The sequence below is a fragment of the Kosakonia sp. LAM2021 genome (assembly GCF_016620385.1).
GTDB classification, from domain to species: Bacteria; Pseudomonadota; Gammaproteobacteria; order Enterobacterales; family Enterobacteriaceae; genus Kosakonia; species Kosakonia sacchari.
Map to the genome: position 1 here is coordinate 77,951 of NZ_JAENHT010000004.1, position 22,682 is coordinate 100,632.

A 22,682-nucleotide genomic window follows, 5' to 3' on the forward strand; every position below is an offset into this window, starting at 1 on the left:
CAATATGCTTTACTGACGCTTTTTATAGTTGCAAGCCGCTTTCTTCGTAAGGCAGTCTGCTTATCAAAACCATCGCTACCGGAGGTGAAATGGGGACGTCAAAAGACGAAGCGTTATATGAAGAAATGTGCCGTGTAGTGGGGAAAGTCGTGCTGGAAATGCGCGATCTCGGACAAGAACCGAAACATATAGTCATTGCCGGAGTGGTCAGAACCATGCTGGCCAATACGAAAATTAAGCGATCCGAGTTAACGCAAGAAGCGATGGAAACTGTGATTCGCGCTTTGGGCTACAACGCCTGAAAAAGCAGGGTGGATATCATAAAGAAAGGCACGAGCATTGCGTGCCTTTCTGAACAGTCGTGGTTTGTCAAAGAAGGTGGCGTTATCCACGCCGTTTCTTGTAACGGCCCGGAAGGGCGCGGGACGACTTCATGCTGTGGTGCTTATAAAACGAAAAAATAATAATCGCGAGAAGCGCCAAAATAACAATGGAGTAAAGGATTACCATGCTTTATCAGTAGGTTAGGCGTTAACGGGTAGCCAAATAAACGGCTTGAGATACCACCATGTCAAGATTTTGCTAAAAAATCAGAAAATCCTCAGGGTGAGTGGTTGTTTTTGAAACATTTTTCCATGCAGAACTGTGAATCCGCAATAAAGCACCACTATTGAGCTGTGTCACACTAATCCTTTCAACCCCCTTCGCAAATGTGTACTATTGCCGGGTACTTAACAGCGGCAGGTAAGGGTATCAGGTAGTGGTTGATCTCTACGCTGTACAGATTCCGCAGAGTGAAGCGAGAAAACTTATCGTCGCTGCTGTTATATCTTTGATCTCTCATTTTGTATGTGCTCTTTCGTGTGGGGCACCACTGCAAATTAAGGAAATGAAATGCCTGTAATTACTCTTCCTGATGGCAGCCAACGCCATTATGACCACGCTGTAAGCCCAATGGATGTTGCGCTGGATATCGGGCCGGGACTGGCGAAAGCCTGTATCGCTGGCCGCGTCAACGGTGAACTGGTAGATGCATGTGATGTGATTGACAACGATGCCAAACTTGCCATCATCACCGCAAAAGATGAGGACGGCCTGGAAATCATCCGTCACTCCTGTGCGCATCTGTTAGGTCATGCGATTAAGCAACTTTGGCCCAACACCAAAATGGCTATTGGTCCGGTTATTGATAACGGTTTCTACTATGACGTTGATCTTGACCATACGCTGACCCAGGAAGATATCGACGCGCTCGAAAAGCGTATGCATGAGCTCGCCGAAACGAACTACGATGTCATCAAGCAGAAAGTAAGCTGGAAAGAGGCGCGCGAGACGTTTGTTAAACGCGGTGAAAGCTATAAAGTTTCAATCCTTGATGAAAATATTGCCCATGATGACAAGCCTGGCTTGTATCATCATCAGGAATACGTCGACATGTGCCGTGGTCCGCACGTGCCGAACATGCGTTTCTGCCATCACTTCAAATTGATGAAAACAGCAGGTGCCTACTGGCGCGGCGACAGCAATAATAAAATGCTGCAGCGTATCTATGGCACTGCGTGGGCAGATAAAAAAGCGCTGAACGCGTATCTGCAACGTCTGGAAGAAGCGGCAAAACGCGATCACCGTAAAATCGGTAAGCAGCTCGATCTGTATCACATGCAGGAAGAAGCGCCGGGTATGGTGTTCTGGCATAACGATGGCTGGACTATCTTCCGTGAACTGGAAACTTTTGTACGTTCTAAACTGAAAGAGTACCAGTACCAGGAAGTAAAAGGCCCGTTCATGATGGACCGTGTGCTGTGGGAAAAAACCGGCCACTGGGACAACTACAAAGATGCCATGTTTACGACTTCTTCTGAGAACCGTGAATATTGCATCAAGCCGATGAACTGCCCGGGTCACGTACAGATCTTTAACCAGGGCTTAAAATCTTACCGCGATCTGCCGTTACGTATGGCGGAGTTCGGTAGTTGCCATCGTAACGAGCCATCAGGCGCTCTGCATGGCTTAATGCGCGTACGCGGTTTCACTCAGGATGACGCCCACATCTTCTGTACAGAAGAGCAGGTGCGTGATGAAGTGAACGCTTGTATTCGTTTGGTCTACGATATGTACAGCACCTTTGGCTTCGAGAAGATCGTCGTCAAACTCTCCACTCGTCCGGAAAAACGTATCGGTAGCGACGAGATGTGGGATCGTGCTGAGGCGGACCTGGCTGTGGCGCTGGAAGAGAATAACATCCCATTTGAGTATCAATTGGGTGAAGGCGCATTCTACGGTCCGAAAATTGAATTTACCCTGTATGACTGCCTCGATCGTGCATGGCAGTGCGGTACCGTCCAGCTGGACTTCTCCTTGCCGTCTCGTCTGAATGCCTCTTATGTTGGCGAAAGTAACGAGCGACAAGTCCCAGTGATGATTCACCGTGCAATTCTTGGTTCTCTGGAGCGCTTTATCGGCATCCTGACTGAGGAATTTGCGGGCTTCTTCCCAACCTGGCTTGCCCCCGTGCAGGTAGTTGTGATGAACATCACTGATTCGCAGGCTGAATACGTTAACGAATTGACCCGTAAACTGCAAAATGCGGGCATTCGTGTAAAAGCAGACTTGAGAAACGAGAAGATTGGCTTTAAAATCCGCGAGCACACTTTACGTCGTGTCCCTTATATGCTGGTTTGTGGTGACAAAGAGGTTGAAGCCGGCAAAGTTGCTGTGCGTACCCGTCGCGGTAAAGACCTGGGTAGCCTGGACGTAAATGATGTTATCGAGAAGCTGCAACAAGAGATTCGCAGCCGCAGTCTTCAACAACTGGAGGAATAAGGTATTAAAGGCGGAAAACGAGTTCAAACGGCGCGTCCCAATCGTATTAATGGCGAGATTCGCGCCACGGAAGTTCGCTTAACAGGTCTGGAAGGCGAGCAGCTTGGCATTGTGAGTCTCAGAGAAGCTCTGGAAAAAGCTGAAGAAGCCGGGGTCGATTTAGTCGAAATTAGCCCTAACGCCGAGCCGCCCGTTTGCCGTATAATGGATTACGGCAAGTTCCTCTATGAAAAGAGCAAATCTTCTAAGGAACAGAAGAAGAAGCAAAAAGTTATCCAGGTTAAGGAAATCAAATTCCGACCTGGTACAGATGAAGGCGACTATCAGGTAAAACTCCGCAGCCTGATTCGCTTTCTCGAAGAGGGCGATAAGGCCAAAATCACGCTGCGTTTCCGCGGCCGTGAGATGGCCCACCAACAGATCGGTATGGAAGTGCTTAATCGCGTGAAAGAAGATCTGGTCGAGCTGGCGGTGGTCGAATCCTTCCCAACGAAGATCGAAGGCCGCCAGATGATCATGGTGCTTGCTCCGAAGAAGAAACAGTAAGGCCATCAAGTAATTAAACCTGTGGGCCATAAGCTCACGGGTTTGATTCGCCTTTGTTTCGTTTATTAACAATGCGAAGTGGAAGTTAAAAAATGCCAAAAATTAAGACCGTACGCGGTGCTGCTAAGCGCTTCAAAAAAACCGGTAAAGGTGGTTTTAAGCACAAGCACGCTAACCTGCGTCATATTCTGACCAAAAAAGCTACCAAGCGTAAACGTCACCTGCGTCCGAAAGCCATGGTTTCCAAAGGCGATCTGGGCCTGGTAATCGCGTGCCTGCCGTACGCATAAGTCGTTAACCTTTTAACTTTTTTAAGAATATAGATACAGGAGAGAGCATATGGCTCGCGTAAAACGTGGTGTGATTGCACGTGCACGTCATAAGAAAATTTTGAAACAAGCTAAAGGTTACTACGGCGCGCGTTCACGCGTTTACCGTGTTGCCTTCCAGGCTGTTATCAAAGCTGGTCAGTACGCTTATCGTGACCGTCGTCAGAAAAAGCGTCAGTTCCGTCAACTGTGGATTGCACGTATCAACGCAGCAGCACGTCAGAACGGTATTTCTTACAGCAAATTCATCAACGGCCTGAAAAAAGCCTCTGTTGAAATCGACCGTAAGATCCTGGCTGACATCGCTGTATTCGACAAAGTGGCATTTACTGCCCTGGTTGAAAAAGCGAAAGCAGCTCTGGCGTAAGCCAGTTTAAGAGAGGGAGCTTAGCTCCCTCTTTTGCTTTAACATTATCAATGCATTGACATTTTGCCGTGATGCGTTTTCAATAAGCCATCGCTGCCACGTACCCTATTAAGGTAACGCAAGCATGAATGCTGCTATTTTCCGCTTCTTTTTTTACTTTAGCACCTGAATCCGGGAGGCTAGCGCGTGAAAGAAGAAACGGAAAACAGCGCCAGAAAGCCTCCCTTGTGGAGGCTTTTTTGTATCTGCCGCTTGTAAATATCGTCATATAACGAGGAAAACCATGTCACATCTCGCAGAGCTGGTTGCCGGTGCGAAGGCAGCCATTAACGATGCTTCAGATGTCGCCGCGCTGGACAACGTACGCGTCGAATATCTGGGCAAGAAAGGGCACCTGACCCTTCAGATGACCACCCTGCGTGAGCTGCCGCCAGAAGAGCGCCCGGCTGCGGGGGCGGTGATCAACGAAGCGAAAGAGCAAGTGCAACAAGCGCTGAATGCGCGTAAATCGGATCTTGAAAATGCTGCATTAAATGCACGCCTGGCCGCCGAGACTATTGATGTGTCGTTGCCGGGGCGTCGTGTGGAGAATGGCGGTTTGCATCCGGTGACCCGCACAATCGATCGCATTGAAAGCTTCTTTGGTGAGCTTGGCTTTACTGTCGCCACCGGTCCGGAAATCGAAGATGATTATCATAACTTCGATGCGTTGAACATCCCGGGCCACCACCCGGCGCGCGCTGATCACGACACCTTCTGGTTTGACGCAACCCGTCTGCTGCGCACCCAGACTTCAGGTGTGCAGATCCGCACGATGGAAAATCAGCAACCGCCGATCCGCATTATTGCGCCGGGCCGCGTATATCGTAACGACTACGACCAGACGCACACTCCGATGTTCCATCAGATGGAAGGGCTGATCGTTGATAAAAATATCAGCTTCACCAATCTGAAAGGCACGCTGCACGACTTCCTGCGTAACTTCTTTGAAGAAGATTTGCAGATCCGCTTCCGTCCATCCTATTTCCCGTTTACTGAGCCCTCAGCGGAAGTAGATGTCATGGGTAAAAACGGCAAATGGCTTGAGGTTCTCGGCTGCGGGATGGTGCATCCAAATGTACTGCGTAACGTCGGTATTGATCCGGAAGTTTACTCAGGTTTTGCATTCGGTATGGGTATGGAGCGCCTGACAATGCTCCGTTACGGTGTCACCGACTTGCGCGCGTTCTTCGAAAACGATTTGCGTTTCCTCAAACAGTTTAAATAAAGGCAGGCAAAACAATGAAATTCAGTGAACTGTGGTTACGCGAATGGGTTAATCCAGCCATTGATAGCGAAGCGCTGTCCGGGCAAATCACCATGGCGGGTCTTGAAGTCGATGGTGTTGAACCGGTTGCCGGTGCGTTTCACGGCGTGGTCGTGGGCGAAGTGATGGAGTGCGCTCAGCACCCGAACGCCGATAAACTGCGCGTAACGAAAGTTAACGTGGGCGGTGAGCGTCTTCTGGACATCGTCTGTGGTGCGCCAAACTGTCGCCTTGGGCTCAAAGTCGCGGTCGCCACTGTCGGTGCGGTACTGCCGGGCGATTTCAAAATCAAAGCGGCAAAACTGCGTGGCGAGCCTTCGGAAGGCATGCTCTGCTCTTTCTCCGAGCTGGGGATTTCCGACGATCATAACGGCATTATTGAACTGCCATCGGATGCGCCGATCGGTACCGATATCCGTGAATATTTAAAACTCGATGACAACACCATCGAAATCAGCGTGACGCCGAACCGTGCAGATTGTCTCGGGATCATCGGTGTGGCGCGTGATGTTGCGGTGCTCAACAAATCTCCGCTGACCGCGCCGGATATCGCACCGGTTGCCGCTACCATCGCCGATACGCTGCCGATTACTGTGGAAGCGGCCGAGGCCTGTCCGCGCTACCTTGGCCGTGTAGTAAAAGGTATCAACGTCAAAGCACCAACCCCGCTATGGATGAAAGAGAAGCTGCGCCGTTGCGGCATTCGCTCGATTGACGCCGTTGTGGATGTGACCAACTACGTTCTGCTGGAGCTGGGGCAGCCGATGCATGCGTTTGACCGCGACCGTCTGGATGGCGGCATTGTGGTGCGTATGGCAAAAGAGGGCGAAACCCTGGTGCTGCTGGACGGTAATGAAGCCAAACTGAATGCAGACACGCTGGTGATTGCCGACCATAGCAAAGCGCTGGCAATGGGCGGTATCTTCGGTGGTGAGCACTCTGGTGTAAACAGCGAAACGCAGAACGTGCTGCTGGAATGTGCTTTCTTCAACCCGCTGTCAATTACCGGCCGTGCGCGCCGTCATGGTTTGCATACTGATGCTTCTCATCGTTATGAGCGTGGTGTCGATCCGCAACTGCAATACAAAGCGATGGAACGCGCCACGCGTCTGCTGCTTGATATCTGTGGCGGTGAAGCCGGCCCGGTAATTGATGTCACGAACGACGCCACGCTGCCGAAACGTGCGACCATCCGTTTGCGCCGTAGCAAGCTGGATCGCCTGATTGGCCACCATATTGCCGACGATCAGGTCAGCGATATTCTGAACCGTCTGGGCTGCGAAGTGACTGAAGGACAGGATGAGTGGCTGGCGGTAGCCCCGAGCTGGCGTTTCGACATGGAAATCGAAGAAGATCTGGTCGAAGAAGTTGCCCGCGTTTATGGCTACAACAATATTCCTGATGAGCCGGTGCAAGCTGGCCTGATTATGGGTGAGCACCGCGAAGCGAACCTGTCGATGAAGCGTGTGAAAACCATGCTCAATGATAAAGGCTATCAGGAGGTCATCACTTACAGCTTTGTCGATCCGAAACTGCAGCAACTGATTCATCCGGGCGAGGAAGCTCTCATCCTGCCGAGCCCAATCTCCAGCGAGATGTCGGCGATGCGCCTCTCTCTGTGGACCGGTTTGCTCGGCACTATCGTCTATAACCAGAATCGCCAGCAGAGCCGTGTACGTATTTTCGAAACCGGCCTGCGCTTTGTACCTGATACACAAGCCAATCTTGGCATCCGTCAGGATGTGATGCTGGCAGGCGCGATTTGCGGTAACCGTTATGATGAGCACTGGGATCTGGTGAAAGGAAGCGTCGATTTCTTCGATTTAAAAGGCGATCTTGAGTCCGTGCTGGAACTTACAGGTAAACTTTCCGCCATTGAGTTCCGCGCGGAAACGAATCCTGCACTGCACCCAGGCCAATCTGCAGCGATTTATCTGAAAGATAAGCGCATTGGTTTTATTGGTGTTGTTCACCCGGAACTGGAACGTAAGCTTGATCTGAACGGCCGCACACTGGTATTTGAACTGGAGTGGAACGCGCTTGCAGACCGCGTGGTGCCTCAGGCTCAGGAGATTTCGCGCTTCCCGGCGAACCGTCGTGATATCGCTGTTGTGGTCGCAGAAAATGTGCCTGCAGCAGATGTTTTGGGCGAATGTAAGAAAGTTGGCGTAAATCAGGTAGTTGGCGTAAACTTATTTGACGTGTACCGCGGTAAGGGTGTAGCGGAAGGGTATAAGAGCCTTGCCATTAGCCTGATCCTTCAGGATACCAGCCGTACACTCGAAGAAGAGGAGATTGCCGCTACCGTTGCCAGATGTGTAGAGGCATTAAAAGAGCGATTCCAGGCATCATTGAGGGATTGAACCTATGGCGCTTACAAAAGCTGAAATGTCAGAATATCTGTTTGATAAGCTTGGGCTTAGCAAACGGGACGCAAAAGAGCTGGTAGAGCTGTTTTTCGAAGAGATCCGTCGTGCTCTGGAAAACGGTGAGCAGGTAAAACTCTCCGGCTTTGGCAATTTCGATTTGCGCGACAAAAATCAACGTCCGGGTCGTAATCCAAAAACGGGCGAAGATATTCCCATTACAGCCCGGCGCGTGGTGACCTTCAGACCCGGCCAGAAGTTAAAGAGCCGTGTCGAAAACGCTTCGCCCAAAGCTGAATGATATGAACTAATTAAAAAGGCCGCATCGCGGCCTTTTTTCTTTTCAGCATCCGGCATCAACCTTAGAATCAGTGGCCTTGCTGACCAATAAAACGGAAAACATGCTGGCATACGTTCATCTTCAACAGCAACGCAACCGCCACTGGCTGGGTGGATTGCTGCTGCTCTTACTCTTCGCGCTGCTGTTTAGTCTCTGCGCGGGCGATCAATGGATTTCTCCGGGCGACTGGTTTACACCGGATGGGCAACTGTTTGTCTGGCAAATTCGCTTGCCACGTACGCTGGCCGTGTTGTTGGTTGGGGCTGCACTGGCATTGTGCGGTGCGGTGATGCAGGCGCTGTTCGAAAACCCGCTTGCGGAACCTGGATTGCTTGGTGTCTCAAGCGGTGCGGGTGTTGGGCTCATTGCTGCTGTATTGCTGGGCGGCGGATTGCTTCCTGGCTGGGCGCTCGGCGTTTGTGCGATCGCTGGCGCGCTCGTTGTGACGCTGATCCTGCTGCGTTTCGCGCGCCGCCACATCTCTACCAGCCGTTTACTGCTGGCTGGTGTCGCGTTGGGTATTATCTGTACCGCATTGATGACCTGGGCCGTCTATTTCTCTTCCTCTTTCGATTTGCGCCAGCTGATGTACTGGATGATGGGCGGTTTCGGCGGGGTGGACTGGCAACAAAGTTGGCTCATGGCGGCGCTGGTGCCAGTCATCATTTGGGTCTGTTTCCAGTCACAGCCACTGAATATGCTGGCGCTGGGAGACATTTCCGCGCGCCAGTTAGGGTTACCGATGTGGCTATGGCGAAATGTACTGGTAGTAGCCACGGGCTGGCTGGTCGGCGTAAGCGTCGCGCTGGCGGGCTCAATTGGTTTTATCGGTCTGGTCATTCCCCATATCTTACGCCTGTGCGGTTTGACCGATCATCGGGCATTGCTGCCAGGCTGCGCGCTGGCAGGGGCGGTGGCACTGTTATTTGCCGATGTGATAGCTCGTCTGGCGCTCAGTGCAGCCGAGTTGCCAATAGGCGTTGTGACGTCGACGCTGGGCGCGCCGGTATTTATCTGGCTATTATTGAGAGCCGGGCGTTGAGCCCGCAAACCATAACATTCATTAAGGTGACGCTATGCAACAGGATATTCTGAATACTGAAGTTAAGACTATCGATGGTGAACAGACAACGCTTGCAGGTTACCTCGGCAAGGTACTGCTGCTGGTCAACGTCGCCTCTAAATGTGGGCTGACGCCGCAGTACGAACAACTGGAGCAGATGCAAAAAGAATTTGAAAGTGAAGGTTTTACCGTACTCGGTTTTCCCTGCAATCAGTTTCTCGGCCAGGAACCAGGTTCAGAAGAGGAGATCAAAACCTTCTGTAGCACCACGTATGGCATAACATTTCCGCTGTTCAGCAAAATCGATGTGAATGGTGAAGCACGTCACCCGCTGTATAAAAAGCTCATTGCCGCTGCGCCAAAGGCCGTTGCGCCCGAGGGAAGCGGTTTCTACGAACGTATGGAGAGCAAGGGGCGAGCGCCGAAAGAGCCGGGCGATATTCTGTGGAATTTTGAAAAATTCCTGATTGGTCGTGATGGCAACGTGATTCAACGCTTCTCTCCGGATATGACACCGGAAGATCCGGTTCTTGTTGACGCGGTGAAACAGGCGCTGGCGAAGTAATGTCAATGCTGTTGCAGCTTCAGGATGTGGCTGAACCCGGAAGGCTTGGGCCGATAACGGCATCGGTCGGCCGGGGAGAAATCCTGCATCTTGTCGGGCCGAATGGTGCGGGGAAAAGTACACTGCTGGCGCGCATTGCCGGGTTATCAAGCGGGCAGGGAAGCGTGCTGTTTAATGCCCGTTCGCTGACACAGTGGCCAGCATCGCAGCTGGCGCAACACCGCGCTTACCTGGCCCAGCAGCAGACACCACCGTTCGCTATGCCTGTCTGGCAGTACTTGTCCTTGCATCAGTGCGATAACACACAAACCGCGCTGCTTGCACAGATTGCGGGCAAGCTTGGCCTTAGCGATAAGCTGGGGCGGGCGGTGAATCATCTGTCAGGTGGGGAGTGGCAGCGGGTACGCTTAGCGGCGGTAATTTTACAAATTCACCCGGCTGGTAACCCCTCCGGGGAGCTTTTATTGCTGGATGAGCCGATGAATAGCCTCGATGTTGCCCAGCAGGCGGCACTGGACAAGCTTTTAAACGAGCTGGTTGCCGCAGGAATTACCGTGGTGATGAGTAGCCACGATCTTAACCATACGTTGCACCATGCGCGCCAGGCCTGGCTGCTCAGTGGCGGCAAACTGTTAATGAGCGGGCGGCAGGACGAGGTGCTGACACCATCTCATCTGGCGACGGCGTATGGTTTGGCTTTTCGCCAACTGGATGTGGAAGGTCACCGCGTGCTGATCCCCGCAACGTGACGAAAAGGTGACTTGCCACATATCTGATTCACACGGTAGATTATTCCGAGAAAAAGAAATAAAGAGGCGTGATCCAGGATGCGTATCTGGTTTTTGCTGGCAGTGGCGTTATTCCTTGCAGGATGTAGTTCTCATCGCGCGCCGCCGCCAAATCCAAGATTGTCAGATTCGATAACCGTTATTGCTGGCCTGAATGATCAGCTTAGCCAGTGGCATGGTACGCCGTATCGCTACGGTGGCATGAGCCGTTCCGGCGTTGATTGTTCCGGCTTCGTTATGATGACGTTTCGCGATAAGTTTTCTTTGCAACTGCCGCGCGAGACGCGCCAGCAAGCGGAAATCGGCACGAAAATCGATAAAGATGATTTGCTGCCAGGCGACCTGGTTTTCTTTAAAACCGGTTCCGGAGAGAGCGGGTTGCACGTTGGTATTTACGATACGGATAATGAGTTCATTCATGCCTCAACCAGTCGGGGAGTGATGCGTTCTTCTCTGGATAATGTCTACTGGCGTAAAAATTTCTGGCAAGCGCGCCGTATCTAGAATGAGAAAGCCCGCAAGGGCTTTTTTTAAACCAGGAAATTTCCACTAAATAATCACGTTTATCTTAATTAAGATCTGTGTACATTGGGATCCGGACATCCGTCAATTCGTTATCAGGCTAATAAAGGTTAAGGAGCAGCCAAAAAATAAAACGGGAAAAAAATGAAGTTAATCTCATTTAAAACAATACATTTGAAATATCTTCACCTGTGTTTGACAATGCCGGATATCACCCTTAATGCGGGGCTGGCGCAATGATAGTATCGCTGGATGACACATATCGCTCTGAGCTTCTATTACTGCCTGCGAGGAAAAGTAACGGAATGCTACAGGGACTGGAAATTATCGTTAACTTTGTGGGGCCAGACAGCAATGTCCGCACGCCTACAGAGCTGGTCATTCCGCGCCTTACGCCTGAAGAAATACTCGCTTTATTCACTGAACAACTGGCACTCCTTGAAGCCTGCCAACTCTTTTTTATTCAACATCAATTAACGGCCTGGATTAATATTGCGCCCTCTTTGGTTGATGTCTTGTTGGCAGATGAAACGCTAGCGACAAACATTAGGAAATTTCCTTTTCTTGAATTTACCATTAATGAGAATTTTCCCGATCTAAATAAGGGAAAAGATAATCACCCCTTGTCTCTATTGGCGAAACAATATTCACTGGTGCTGGCTAATTTTGGTGCTGGAACCGCGTCGACAAAAGCCATTTTTGATGGTTTATTTAAGCGCGTGGTATTGGATAAAAATTTTGTTCATCAGCGGCTGGCGTCACCTTCATTCGAACCTTTTATGCGGGTGATTGTTGCGCAGCTTGAGCCCTATTGTGATGCAGTGATGATTGCCGGCATCGATGATGAACAGGCGCTCAACCGGGCTTCGGCCTTTCCCTTTAGCGCCATGTTTGGCGCAATGTGGCCGCCTGTCACCGTCGATCAGTTAACCTCCCTGGTTCAGCCATAGCCCTGCTTTTGCCCGGTGTTTAAACACCACAGTTAGCACTACACTAAAGGCAGGAGGAACCATGACCCTGTCTTTTACTACCCACTGGCGAGATGAATTGCCAGATTTTTATACCGCATTATCCCCTACGCCGCTGCACAACGCCCGGCTGCTGTGGCGCAATGAGCCGTTGGCACATGCACTGGATGTACCGGATGCTCTGTTTCATCCCGCCTCGGGAGCAGGCGTGTGGGGTGGTGAAGCGCTGTTGCCTGGCATGTCTCCACTGGCGCAGGTCTACAGTGGACATCAGTTTGGTGTCTGGGCCGGACAATTAGGTGATGGGCGCGGGATTTTGCTCGGTGAGCAGCAACTCCCGGACGGCACAACCCGGGACTGGCACTTGAAAGGCGCCGGGCTGACGCCGTATTCGCGCATGGGGGATGGCCGCGCGGTGTTGCGCTCGACCATTCGCGAAAGCCTCGCTTCAGAAGCGATGCATTATCTGGGGATCCCGACCACGCGCGCATTGAGCATTGTGACCAGCGATACGCCGGTGATGCGCGAAACGCAGGAGCAGGGCGCAATGCTGATGCGTATTGCCGAAAGCCATGTGCGGTTTGGTCATTTCGAACATTTTTACTACCGGCGCGATCCGCAAAAAGTCCGTCAACTGGCAGATTTTGTTATCCGTCATCACTGGCCGGAATTGCAAAACGAAAGCGATAAATATGTCGCCTGGTTTCGGGATGTCGTGCGGCGCACCGCGCAGTTGATAGCGCGCTGGCAAGCGGTAGGGTTCGCGCACGGTGTAATGAATACCGATAACATGTCGATCCTTGGTTTAACGATCGACTATGGCCCGTTCGGTTTTCTTGATGATTACCAGCCCGGTTTTATCTGCAACCACTCTGATTACCAGGGAAGGTACAGCTTTGAAAACCAGCCGGCGGTGGCGCTGTGGAATCTCCAGCGCCTGGCGCAGTCGTTATCGCCCTTTATTGCTGCGGAGAGCCTAAACGCCGCGCTGGATGATTACCAGCACCAGTTACTCACTGAATATGGCCTGTTGATGCGCAGCAAATTGGGCTTCTTCACCCGCCAGCAAGGGGATAACGATCTTCTGAATTCGCTGTTTGCCCTGATGGCGCGCGAAGGCAGCGATTATACGCGTACGTTCCGTATGCTCAGCCTGACCGAACAGCAAAGTGCTGCGTCGCCGTTACGCGATGAGTTTATCGATCGCGGCGCATTTGATGACTGGTTTGCGCGATATCGGGCGCGCTTACAGCAGGAAAATATCGATGACGCACAGCGGCAGGCACATATGCAACAGGTTAACCCGGCGATGGTGTTGCGAAACTGGCTGGCGCAGCGCGCCATAGATGCCGCAGAGAAAGGCGATTACAGCGAGCTGGAGCGACTTCATGAGGCATTACGACAGCCATTTATTGATCGCAGTGATGTTTATGTCAGCCGCCCGCCTGACTGGGGCAAACGGCTGGAAGTAAGCTGCTCGAGTTGAAAACGGCCTACTTTGTCAGGATCAATTTTCCGGCGTGCGTCTGGCGCAGAAGATATTGTTGCCCGTTGTGCTCAATAACGACGCGTCCTTCATCCCCCAGCAGTGAATGGCTGTGAATACGGCGATCGGTTGGGGCGATGTGCGTGGGCTTTTCCTGAGGCGTGACGGGTGATGCAGGCGTGCTATCCATTTGCGACATATCCGTTTTAAGACAAACCAACAATGATAATGATTATCAATAGTATGGTGATATGACGCAAGGGCGATTGTTTACATAGCCGCAGTTCCCCCAGGAAAAAGTAGGGGGAACGCGTAGTTCTGAGGTAGTCAGCAGGAAACGGTTAAAAACGGGTGGCAACCGCGGTTGCGAGTTTTTCCAGCAGCAGTTCACTGTCTTCCCAGTTTAGGCATGGGTCGGTAATGGATTGCCCGTATACCAGCGGCTGGCCACTGACAATTTTTTGCGTGCCTTCTTCCAGGAAACTTTCCGCCATCACGCCAGAGATCGCCATCGAACCATTACGAATTTGCGTACAAATGTCGTCACAGACATCCAACTGGCGGCGGTGCTCTTTCTGGCAGTTGCCATGGCTGAAATCCACCACCAGATGCTCCGGCAAACCAAATTCGCGCAGCGTATCGCACGCATTGGCGATATCTCCGGCATGGTAATTCGGTTTTTTACCGCCACGCATAATGATGTGGCCGTACGGGTTGCCGCTGGTCTGATAAATGGTCATTTGCCCGCTTTTATCCGGCGAGAGGAACATATGGCTGGCGCGTGAAGCGCGGATCGCGTCAACGGCGATACGTGTATTGCCATCGGTACCATTTTTAAAACCGACCGGGCAGGAAAGCGCCGAGGCCATTTCCCGGTGGATCTGGCTTTCCGTGGTGCGCGCGCCAATGGCTCCCCAACTAATTAAATCGGCAATAAACTGGCCGGTCACCATATCGAGGAATTCGGTCGCGGTGGGCACGCCCAGCTCATTGACCTGCAACAGCAGTTTACGCGCCAGTTCAAGACCGTGATTTACGCGGTAACTGCCGTTCAGATCCGGATCGGAAATCAACCCTTTCCAGCCCACAACAGTGCGCGGTTTTTCGAAGTAGGTGCGCATAACGATTTCGAGCTGCGCGTGGTGTTTTTCACGTAATACTTGTAAGCGGCTCGCGTAATCAACGGCGGCGTCAAGATCGTGAATCGAGCAGGGACCAATAATCACCAACAGGCGGCGATCTTCACCATTCAGAATTTTTTCTATCCGCCGACGGGATGCGGTCACATGCTCCGCTACCTCTGAGGTAACAGGGTAGCGCTGCGCAAGTTCAGCTGGTGTCACCAGGCTGCTGATAGGCGCAGTGCGAAGTTCATCAGTTTTGTTCATCAAGAATCTCAAAAATTAGGTGCTTCAGCGGCAGGAATGCCGGAAGTGATGCGCAACACCTTAAACCAATCCCGGCTTATTTCAAGAGGGGTTGCAAAGCACATCACGTTTCCGGGCAATATCATAGCGCACTTCGCACCTGTGTACTAGCTTGTTAGTACATGCGGCGATTTAACCCCATAATATCGAGCATCTTGGTGGCGATTTCTTCTACCGAGTAGTTGGTGCTATTAAGGCAGGGGATTTGATTCTTGCGGTAAAGCGCTTCCACTTCTGCGACTTCCATGCGGCACTGGCGCAACGACGCGTAGCGGCTATTTTCCCGGCGCTCTTCGCGAATGGCGGCAAGACGCTCCGGATTAATGGTCAGACCAAATAATTTATGCTGCAGTGGCTTTAACGCAGCGGGGAGAACGAGGTTATCCATATCATCGGCAATAAAAGGATAATTTGCCGCGCGAATACCAAATTGCATCGCCAGATACAGACTGGTCGGTGTTTTTCCGCAGCGCGAAACGCCCAGTAAAATCACCTGCGCCTGATCAAGATTGCGCAAAGAAATACCGTCATCGTGCGCGAGAGTGTAATCAATTGCCGCGATACGTGCATCGTATTTGGTTAAATTACCTGGATTAAGCCCATGTGTGCGGTGCGCAATGGGGGTAGGATCGAGTTTTAATTCCTCCTGCAGCGGCGCAACCAGCGCCTGGACGATATCCTGACAAAATCCTTCGCTTTGCAAAATAATGGCGCGAATTTCCGGTATCACAATGGAGTAGAACACCAGTGGACGATTGCCGGTTTGCTGATAAATGGCGTCTATTTGTTCTTTGACGGCGCGGGCGCGGCTCTCGTTTTCCACAAACGGCAGCGTAATACTGCTGACGGCAACCGGGAATTGCGACATGACCGCATGGCCTAATACTTCAGCGGTGATAGCGGTTCCATCAGAAATATAAAAGACGTGGCGATCAACTGAACTGTCCATTTAACCCATCCTGAATGACATGCGTAATTCTCTGAAAGCATAAATTAAAACCCTCAACATGCGTATCTCCTTTTTCTCATTTTTAAAATGAAATGGTGTTTTTATTTTTAATGAACTCTACGGTTCGTTTTTTTAGTTTCCCCTATAAAAAATAAGGAGATACAGAAATGAGAAATTACTCAAGGTGATTTATTGATGGGAATCTATCCGAAAAACCAGAAATCGTAATTGCTTACACGATTCACCGTTTTTTCAACGGAATTAATTATGCCAGGATAAAAATGTAGTTCGACGTTTTTACCCATTCATATATCACAAAAGGATTGTTTCGATGTCCAACAATGGCTCGTCTCCGCTGGTGCTTTGGTATGACCAACTCGGCATGAATGATGTAGACAGAGTTGGGGGCAAAAATGCCTCCCTTGGTGAAATGATTACTAATCTGTCCGGTATGGGGGTTTCCGTACCGAATGGGTTTGCGACCACGGCCGATGCGTTTAACCAGTTTCTGGAACAAAGCGGGCTAAATCAGCGCATTTACGAATTACTGGATAAAACCGACATCGATGATGTTTCCGAACTGGCAAAAGCCGGCGCGCAGATCCGCCAGTGGATTGTCGACACGCCGTTCCCGCCTGAGCTGGAAAAAGCCGTCCACGAAGCCTACGCCAAACTCTCCGAAGACGACGCCGAAGCCTCTTTCGCGGTGCGTTCTTCTGCGACAGCAGAAGATATGCCGGATGCCTCGTTTGCCGGTCAGCAGGAAACCTTCCTCAACGTGCAAGGGTATGACGCCGTGCTGGTGGCGGTGAAGCATGTGTTTGCCTCGTTATTTAACGATCGCGCTATCTCCTATCGCGTACATCAGGGCTACGATCATCGCGGCGTCGCGCTTTCTGCTGGTGTGCAGCGCATGGTGCGTTCGGATATCGGCTCTTCTGGCGTGATGTTCACCATTGATACGGAATCCGGTTTTGATCAGGTGGTGTTTATCACCTCTGCCTGGGGGCTGGGCGAAATGGTGGTGCAGGGGGCCGTTAACCCTGATGAGTTCTACGTGCATAAGCCAACGCTTGCGGCCAATCGTCCAGCCATTGTGCGTCGCACCATGGGGTCGAAGAAAATCCGCATGATCTATGCGCCGACGCAAGAGCATGGCAAGCAGGTGCAGATTGAAGATGTTCCGCAGGCCGAGCGTGACCGTTTCTCTCTGACCGACGACGAAGTACAAGCGCTGGCGAAGCAGGCGGTGCAAATCGAGAAACACTATGGCCGTCCAATGGATATTGAATGGGCGAAAGACGGTCATACCGGCAAATTGTTTATCGTACAGGCGCGTCCGGAAACCGTGCGTTCGCGTGGCCAGGTGATGGAGCGTTACACGCTGCATGCCCAGGGGCGCATTATCTCTGAAGGCCGTGCCATTGGGCATCGCATTGGCGCGGGCACAGTAAAAGTGATCCACGATATCAGCGAGATGAACCTGATCGAGCCGGGTGATGTGCTGGTAACCGACATGACCGACCCGGACTGGGAACCGATCATGAAAAAAGCGGCGGCCATTGTCACCAACCGCGGCGGTCGTACCTGCCACGCAGCGATCATTGCGCGTGAGTTAGGTATTCCGGCGGTGGTGGGCTGCGGCGATGCGACCGAACGCATTAAAACCGGTGAGAAAGTCACGGTCTCCTGCGCCGAAGGCGATACCGGTTATGTGTATGCCGATCTGCTGGATTTCAGCGTGAAAAGTTCAAGCGTAGACACCATGCCGGATCTGCCGCTGAAGATCATGATGAACGTCGGCAACCCGGATCGCGCCTTCGATTTTGCTTGCCTGCCAAATGAAGGCGTGGGCCTTGCGCGTCTGGAATTCATCATCAACCGCATGATCGGCGTGCATCCGCGTGCGCTGCTGGAGTTTGATGAGCAGGACGCGAAATTACAAAACGAAATCTGCGAAATGATGAAAGGCTTCGATTCGCCGGTTGAGTTTTATGTCGGTCGCCTGACGGAAGGCATTTCGACACTGGGCGCGGCATTCTGGCCAAAACGCGTGATTGTGCGTCTGTCCGATTTTAAATCGAACGAATACGCCAATCTGGTTGGCGGTGAGCGTTACGAGCCGGAAGAGGAGAACCCGATGCTCGGCTTCCGCGGCGCAGGTCGTTACGTGGCCGACAGCTTCCGCGATTGCTTTGCGCTTGAATGCGAAGCGGTAAAACGCGTGCGTAACGACATGGGGCTGACCAACGTGGAAATCATGGTCCCGTTTGTGCGTACCGTTGAACAGGCAAAAGCGGTGGTTGATGAGCTGGCGCGTCAGGGGCTGAAACGCGGTGAGAATGGGCTGAAAATCATCATGATGTGCGAAATTCCGTCCAACGCGCTGCTGGCGGAGCAGTTCCTCGAATATTTTGATGGTTTCTCTATCGGCTCCAACGACATGACTCAACTGGCGCTGGGTCTCGACCGCGATTCAGGCGTGGTCTCTGAATTGTTCGACGAACGTAACGACGCGGTAAAAGCGCTGCTTTCCATGGCGATCCGTGCGGCGAAAAAGCAGGGCAAATATGTCGGTATCTGCGGACAGGGACCTTCGGATCACGAAGACTTTGCCGCCTGGTTGATGGATGAGGGCATTGATAGTCTCTCACTCAATCCGGACACCGTTGTGCAGACCTGGCTAAGCCTCGCCGAACTGAAAAAATAAAGGCAAAAGTGAAATCCCCGGCATAATGTCGGGGATTTTTTTATTTCAGCCGCGAACTCGGCGGCGATCACAATAACCAAAAAACGTAAAAAGCCTGGCAATTATTGCAATTGTCCCCTCGTAAGCTTCTTCCAATACTTAAGCCTGTAGTGAGCAGCGTGACGTTAATCTGTCGCGCCATGTTGAAATATTTTTTGACCTCACAAGGCTAATAAAAATGACAATCTCCTCTGTCCTGAGTACAAAAGACAAAATAGGTTACGGTCTGGGCGATATGGCAAGCGCCCTGGTCTGGCAAACCGCAACGCTGTTTCTTGCTTATTTCTATACGGATGTGTTTGGGTTACCTGCAGCAATAATGGGAACCATGTTTTTGGTCGTGCGCGCGGTGGATGCTTTTGTCGATCCTTGCATCGGCGCACTGGTGGATCGCACGCAAACGCGACACGGGCGCTTTCGCCCCTGGCTGCTGTGGTTTGCCATACCGTTTGGTGTGAGCTGCATTATTACCTTTTATGTCCCGGACGCCGGGGCAACGGCAAAAATCCTCTATGCCTGCGTCACTTACGCCATCCTTAGCTTTATCTACTCTGCGATTAACGTACCTTACTGCGCGATGCCCGGTGCGCTGACGATGGACCCGCACGAGCGCCATTCGCTGCAGTCCTGGCGTTTTGGTTTATCGTTTATTGGCGGCCTGATCGTGACCGTTATTGCTCTGCCGCTGGTGGCACATCTGGGGGCGGGTAACGATCAGAAAGGGTATTTCTATGCCATGAGTATGATGGGCGTATTGGGTATTTTTCTGTTCTTTGGCTGCTTCTTTATGACGCGCGAGCGTTTTACGCCGCGCAATGATAGCTCTGGTTCGCTGTTAAGCGATCTCAAATTGCTGGCGGGAAATACGCAGTGGCGCATTGTTTTTGTGTTTAATATTTTGCTGTTAACCGCAGTTGTAACGCGTGGTTCCGCCACGATGTATTACGTTAAATATGTATTACAGCGCCCGGATATGGTGTTTACCTTTATTGTTTCTGGCATGATTGCCGCCTTAAGCGGAGCGCTATTATCGGCACGGTTGTTAGGAAAATTTGACCGGGTGCGCGCCTACCAGTGGACAATTATTACGTTCGTCGTTTTCGCTGCGCTTATCTTTATTATCCCGCCGACTCAAGTGTGGCTTATTTTTGGCCTCAATATCGTTTTTAGCTTTATTCAGAACCTGACCACGCCGCTGCAATGGACCATGTTCTCTGACGTGGTGGATTACGAAGAGCACCGCAGCGGGCGTCGCCTCGACGGACTGGTGTTCTCTACCGCGTTATTCGCCATTAAATTTGGCCTGGCGCTCGGTGGCGCTGTTGTGGGTTGGGTGCTTGGCGCAGTGGACTATGCGCCGAACCAGGCAGCCCAGAGTGCGACGGTGCTGACGACCATTAACGCGCTGTTTACGCTGATCCCCTGCCTGCTGTTTATCTGTATGGTACTGCTGCTGACCCGCTACAAACTAAATAGCCAGGTTGCCGACAGTATCGCGCAAGATCTGATACGCAAACGCGGTGACAGCGAAAGCGACACGGCAGTGCAAACCGCCCCGGATTTCAACAACACAGGAGTGACCCGATGACTGCTATCTACCAGGACGCAAACCGTCCCGTGGCCGAACGCGTTGCGGATTTACTGGCGCGGATGACGCCGGAAGAGAAATTCGCGCAAATGCATGCTTTGTGGCTGGTGCTTTCAGAAGAGGGTGAGCACCGCGAGCGCACCGATCTCAGCGATGAGTTTGCCGGTGTCAGCGCGCAGGCGGCGCTGGCGCAGCGGCTTAAACTGGGCGTCGGGCAAATAACCCGTCCGCTGGGCACGCATATTGTGGAAGCGAAGCGCGGCGTGCGCGCGGCGAATCGGCTACAAAAAATGTTAGTAGAAGAGACACGGTTGGGCATTCCTGCGCTGTTCCATGAAGAGTGCCTGGTTGGTTTATTGTGTAAAGACGCGACGTTATTTCCCTCCTCGCTGAACTACGGCTCCACATGGGATCCGCAACTCGTGCAACGCGCCGCCCATCATATTGGTCTGGAAGCGCGATCAACCGGGTGCAAACAGGGGCTGGCTCCGGTGCTGGATGTTTCGCGCGATGTACGCTGGGGTCGCACGGAAGAGACATTTGGCGAAGATCCGTGGCTGGTGGGGGTGATGGCGTGCGCGTACGTGAATGGTTTGCAGAGTGAAAAGGGCGATATGCTGGCGACGCTCAAACACTATGTCGGCCACTCATTCAGCGAAGGCGCACGTAACCATGCTCCGGTACACCTCGGCTTTTGCGAGCTGAACGACACCTTTTTGCTGCCGTTCGAGATGGCAGTGAAGCTGGCGAAAGCGGGATCGGTGATGCCGGCTTATCATGACATTGATAATCAGCCGGGTCACAGTGACCATTTCTTGCTTACCACCCTGCTGCGTGAACAGTGGGGCTTTGAAGGGATTATTGTGGCCGATTACGGCGGCGTCAGCCTGTTGCATCAGCATCACGGCGTGACTCACGATGCCGCAGAATCTGCTGCGCTTTCGTTTAATGCCGGGTTGGATGTTGAGTTACCAAAAGATGACTGCGCGCGCCATCTGGCAGAGGCCGTTGAGCGCGGCCTTATTTCCATGGCAAAAGTGGATGAAATTGTCGCCCGCGTGCTGACAGTGAAATTTCGTCTCGGTTTGTTCGAACAACCTTATATCGATGAACAGGGTATCGACCTGCAGTCTGCTGAGACGCGGCAGGTAGCGCGCGAGGTCGCTACGTGCTCAATGACGCTGCTGGAAAATAACGGCATCCTGCCATTGAACGGCTCGCCGAAGGTGGCGGTAATCGGCCCGACCGCTGACGATCCGCTGGCTTTGCTCAGCGGCTACAGTTTCCCGGTGCATTTGATCATTAGCGATATGCTGGAAGAAACCACGCAGGTCACTACGCCGCTCGCGGCGCTGCGCCAGACGCTGGGCGAGGGGAACGTCCGCTATGCCAAAGGTTGCCATATTATTGAAAAACGTATGGCTGGAGCCCCCGTTTTCCCTGGGGACGCTTCGGGCAAACCGATGCAGCAGTCGCCGGTCTCCATGGATGTGAGCCTGATCCCGCACGCGGTAAGCGTGGCGCAAGAAAGCGAGGTGATCATTGCCTGTGTGGGCGATTTGGCCGGGCTGTTCCAGAGCGGCACGGTGGGGGAAGGTTCTGATACGGATAGCCTGACGTTGCCGGGTGTGCAACAACAATTGCTGGAGGCGTTAGTGGCAACCGGGAAACCGGTCGTGGTGGTCATGACCGGCGGACGTCCGTATAACCTGCAAGGGCTGGAGTCGCGCGTTGCCGCATGGTTGATGGCGTGGGCGCCGGGGCAGGAGGGCGGCCAGGCGATTGCCGATGTATTGACCGGGCGGGCAGAGCCGCAGGGGCGTCTGGTGGTTAGTGTGCCGAAAAGTGCCGGTGCGATGCCCTATTACTACAACCACAAACTGAAAAGCGGTGGTACACCGTTTGCCTTCCATTTTGGCGCCCTTTACCCCTTTGGCTACGGGAAGAGCTGGACGCAGTTCAAGTATGTGAACCCGGTGCTGCTCACACCTAATTTAGCAATCGATGGCGATATTCACGTACAGGTGCAGGTGAAAAATACCGGCGAGCGCAGCGGCAGCGAGGTGGTGCAACTGTATGTCCGGGATAAGGTGGCCTCGATGGTGCGTCCGATACAGGAGCTAAAAGCGTTCCAGCGCGTGGCATTGTCACCGGGTGAGACGGCGACGCTGACGTTCATCGTGCCGGTGGATATGCTCAACTTTACGCGCCGTGACGGGCAACGCATTGTCGAACCGGGTGAGTTTGAGTTGCAAATCGGTGCCTCATCGGCAGATATCCGCGCAACGCTTACGGTGAATGTTTACGGCGAGATCCGCGAACTTCCCACCGACTGGAAAATGGTGAGTCAGTGCGAAGTCAGCCAGTGATAAAATCGTAGCCCATCGAACGATGGGCTATTTTTTTGCACAAACGGGCAACAATAAACCTGATGAAATAACAACCACACTGCATGCCTTACAATTGAGTAAGGTATTTGTGTGATCGTAAGCTATTCGTG

21 protein-coding genes and 1 other annotated feature are annotated in these 22,682 nt (G+C 52.3%); of the genes, 18 read left to right on the plus strand and 3 right to left on the minus strand.

The features are described from left to right. Window positions 1-89 precede the first annotated feature (89 nt). The 15 genes from fumD (at window position 90) to selO (ending at window position 13,469) form a co-directional block, all read left to right on the plus strand. Window positions 90-302, plus strand: a complete 213-nt coding sequence (gene fumD / locus JKP81_RS11135) for a fumarate hydratase FumD (protein ID WP_200551784.1) — start codon at window positions 90-92, stop codon at window positions 300-302. Window positions 303-894: 592 nt separating this feature from the next. After that, a complete protein-coding gene (gene thrS, locus JKP81_RS11140; RefSeq protein WP_200551785.1) occupies window positions 895-2,823 on the plus strand; it encodes a threonine--tRNA ligase in 1,929 nt (642 codons plus the stop codon). 3 nt (window positions 2,824-2,826) lie between these two features. Continuing rightward, window positions 2,827-3,369, plus strand: coding sequence for a translation initiation factor IF-3 (gene infC / locus JKP81_RS11145; RefSeq protein ID WP_071908164.1), 543 nt, complete (start codon window positions 2,827-2,829; stop codon window positions 3,367-3,369). A 92-nt stretch (window positions 3,370-3,461) separates the two neighbouring features. Then, window positions 3,462-3,659: a 50S ribosomal protein L35 gene (gene rpmI / locus JKP81_RS11150; RefSeq protein WP_001124225.1), complete on the plus strand. Its 198-nt coding sequence runs from the start codon at window positions 3,462-3,464 to the stop codon at window positions 3,657-3,659. 49 nt (window positions 3,660-3,708) lie between these two features. Next, window positions 3,709-4,065, plus strand: coding sequence for a 50S ribosomal protein L20 (rplT, locus tag JKP81_RS11155; protein WP_013366084.1), 357 nt, complete (start codon window positions 3,709-3,711; stop codon window positions 4,063-4,065). A 119-nt stretch (window positions 4,066-4,184) separates the two neighbouring features. Beyond that, window positions 4,185-4,309: a sequence feature (Phe leader region), on the plus strand. Beyond that, a complete protein-coding gene (pheM, locus tag JKP81_RS11160) occupies window positions 4,190-4,234 on the plus strand; it encodes a pheST operon leader peptide PheM (RefSeq protein WP_001386830.1) in 45 nt (14 codons plus the stop codon). It overlaps the preceding feature by 45 nt. Window positions 4,310-4,348: 39 nt before the next feature. Then, complete coding sequence (gene pheS / locus JKP81_RS11165; RefSeq protein ID WP_200551786.1) at window positions 4,349-5,332, plus strand: phenylalanine--tRNA ligase subunit alpha; 984 nt, start codon at window positions 4,349-4,351, stop codon at window positions 5,330-5,332. Window positions 5,333-5,346: 14 nt separating this feature from the next. Further along, a complete protein-coding gene (gene pheT, locus JKP81_RS11170; RefSeq protein WP_200551787.1) occupies window positions 5,347-7,734 on the plus strand; it encodes a phenylalanine--tRNA ligase subunit beta in 2,388 nt (795 codons plus the stop codon). A gap of 4 nt (window positions 7,735-7,738) precedes the next feature. Continuing rightward, window positions 7,739-8,038: an integration host factor subunit alpha gene (ihfA, locus tag JKP81_RS11175; protein WP_006820203.1), complete on the plus strand. Its 300-nt coding sequence runs from the start codon at window positions 7,739-7,741 to the stop codon at window positions 8,036-8,038. Window positions 8,039-8,138: 100 nt separating this feature from the next. Then, window positions 8,139-9,119, plus strand: coding sequence for a vitamin B12 ABC transporter permease BtuC (gene btuC, locus JKP81_RS11180; protein ID WP_200551788.1), 981 nt, complete (start codon window positions 8,139-8,141; stop codon window positions 9,117-9,119). Between the two features lie 34 nt (window positions 9,120-9,153). Beyond that, window positions 9,154-9,705: a glutathione peroxidase gene (locus tag JKP81_RS11185; RefSeq protein WP_200551789.1), complete on the plus strand. Its 552-nt coding sequence runs from the start codon at window positions 9,154-9,156 to the stop codon at window positions 9,703-9,705. After that, window positions 9,705-10,454, plus strand: a complete 750-nt coding sequence (btuD, locus tag JKP81_RS11190; protein WP_200551790.1) for a vitamin B12 ABC transporter ATP-binding protein BtuD — start codon at window positions 9,705-9,707, stop codon at window positions 10,452-10,454. The genes JKP81_RS11185 and btuD overlap by 1 nt, the downstream gene beginning before the upstream one ends. A 78-nt stretch (window positions 10,455-10,532) precedes the next feature. After that, on the plus strand, window positions 10,533-10,997 hold the full coding sequence (locus JKP81_RS11195; protein ID WP_200551791.1) for a C40 family peptidase: 465 nt from the start codon (window positions 10,533-10,535) through the stop codon (window positions 10,995-10,997). Window positions 10,998-11,251: 254 nt separating this feature from the next. Further along, window positions 11,252-11,965, plus strand: a complete 714-nt coding sequence (locus JKP81_RS11200; protein WP_200551792.1) for an EAL domain-containing protein — start codon at window positions 11,252-11,254, stop codon at window positions 11,963-11,965. Between the two features lie 61 nt (window positions 11,966-12,026). Further along, complete coding sequence (gene selO, locus JKP81_RS11205; RefSeq protein WP_200551793.1) at window positions 12,027-13,469, plus strand: protein adenylyltransferase SelO; 1,443 nt, start codon at window positions 12,027-12,029, stop codon at window positions 13,467-13,469. Between the two features lie 7 nt (window positions 13,470-13,476). On the opposite strand, the gene hemP is transcribed toward selO, so the two are convergent. The 3 genes from hemP to JKP81_RS11220 form a co-directional block, all read right to left on the minus strand. Continuing rightward, on the minus strand, window positions 13,477-13,668 hold the full coding sequence (gene hemP, locus JKP81_RS11210) for a hemin uptake protein HemP (protein ID WP_200551794.1): 192 nt from the start codon (window positions 13,666-13,668) through the stop codon (window positions 13,477-13,479). Window positions 13,669-13,810: 142 nt separating this feature from the next. Continuing rightward, the gene (gene aroH / locus JKP81_RS11215; RefSeq protein WP_200551795.1) at window positions 13,811-14,857 is read right to left on the minus strand and encodes a 3-deoxy-7-phosphoheptulonate synthase AroH; all 1,047 of its coding nucleotides are present in this window, start codon (window positions 14,855-14,857) and stop codon (window positions 13,811-13,813) included. Window positions 14,858-15,011: 154 nt separating this feature from the next. Then, window positions 15,012-15,845, minus strand: a complete 834-nt coding sequence (locus JKP81_RS11220; protein ID WP_016496328.1) for a pyruvate, water dikinase regulatory protein — start codon at window positions 15,843-15,845, stop codon at window positions 15,012-15,014. Window positions 15,846-16,176: 331 nt separating this feature from the next. On the opposite strand from JKP81_RS11220, the gene ppsA reads away from it, so the two are divergent. From ppsA to JKP81_RS11235, 3 genes are all read left to right on the plus strand, one after another. Beyond that, window positions 16,177-18,555 carry a phosphoenolpyruvate synthase gene (gene ppsA / locus JKP81_RS11225; protein WP_200551796.1) on the plus strand — a complete coding sequence of 793 codons (2,379 nt, stop codon included), beginning with the start codon at window positions 16,177-16,179 and terminating at the stop codon, window positions 18,553-18,555. 217 nt (window positions 18,556-18,772) lie between these two features. Next, window positions 18,773-20,182, plus strand: a complete 1,410-nt coding sequence (locus JKP81_RS11230) for an MFS transporter (RefSeq protein WP_200551797.1) — start codon at window positions 18,773-18,775, stop codon at window positions 20,180-20,182. Further along, on the plus strand, window positions 20,179-22,551 hold the full coding sequence (locus JKP81_RS11235) for a glycoside hydrolase family 3 N-terminal domain-containing protein (protein WP_200551798.1): 2,373 nt from the start codon (window positions 20,179-20,181) through the stop codon (window positions 22,549-22,551). Before JKP81_RS11230 ends, JKP81_RS11235 begins: the two co-directional genes overlap by 4 nt. Window positions 22,552-22,682: the final 131 nt, after the last annotated feature.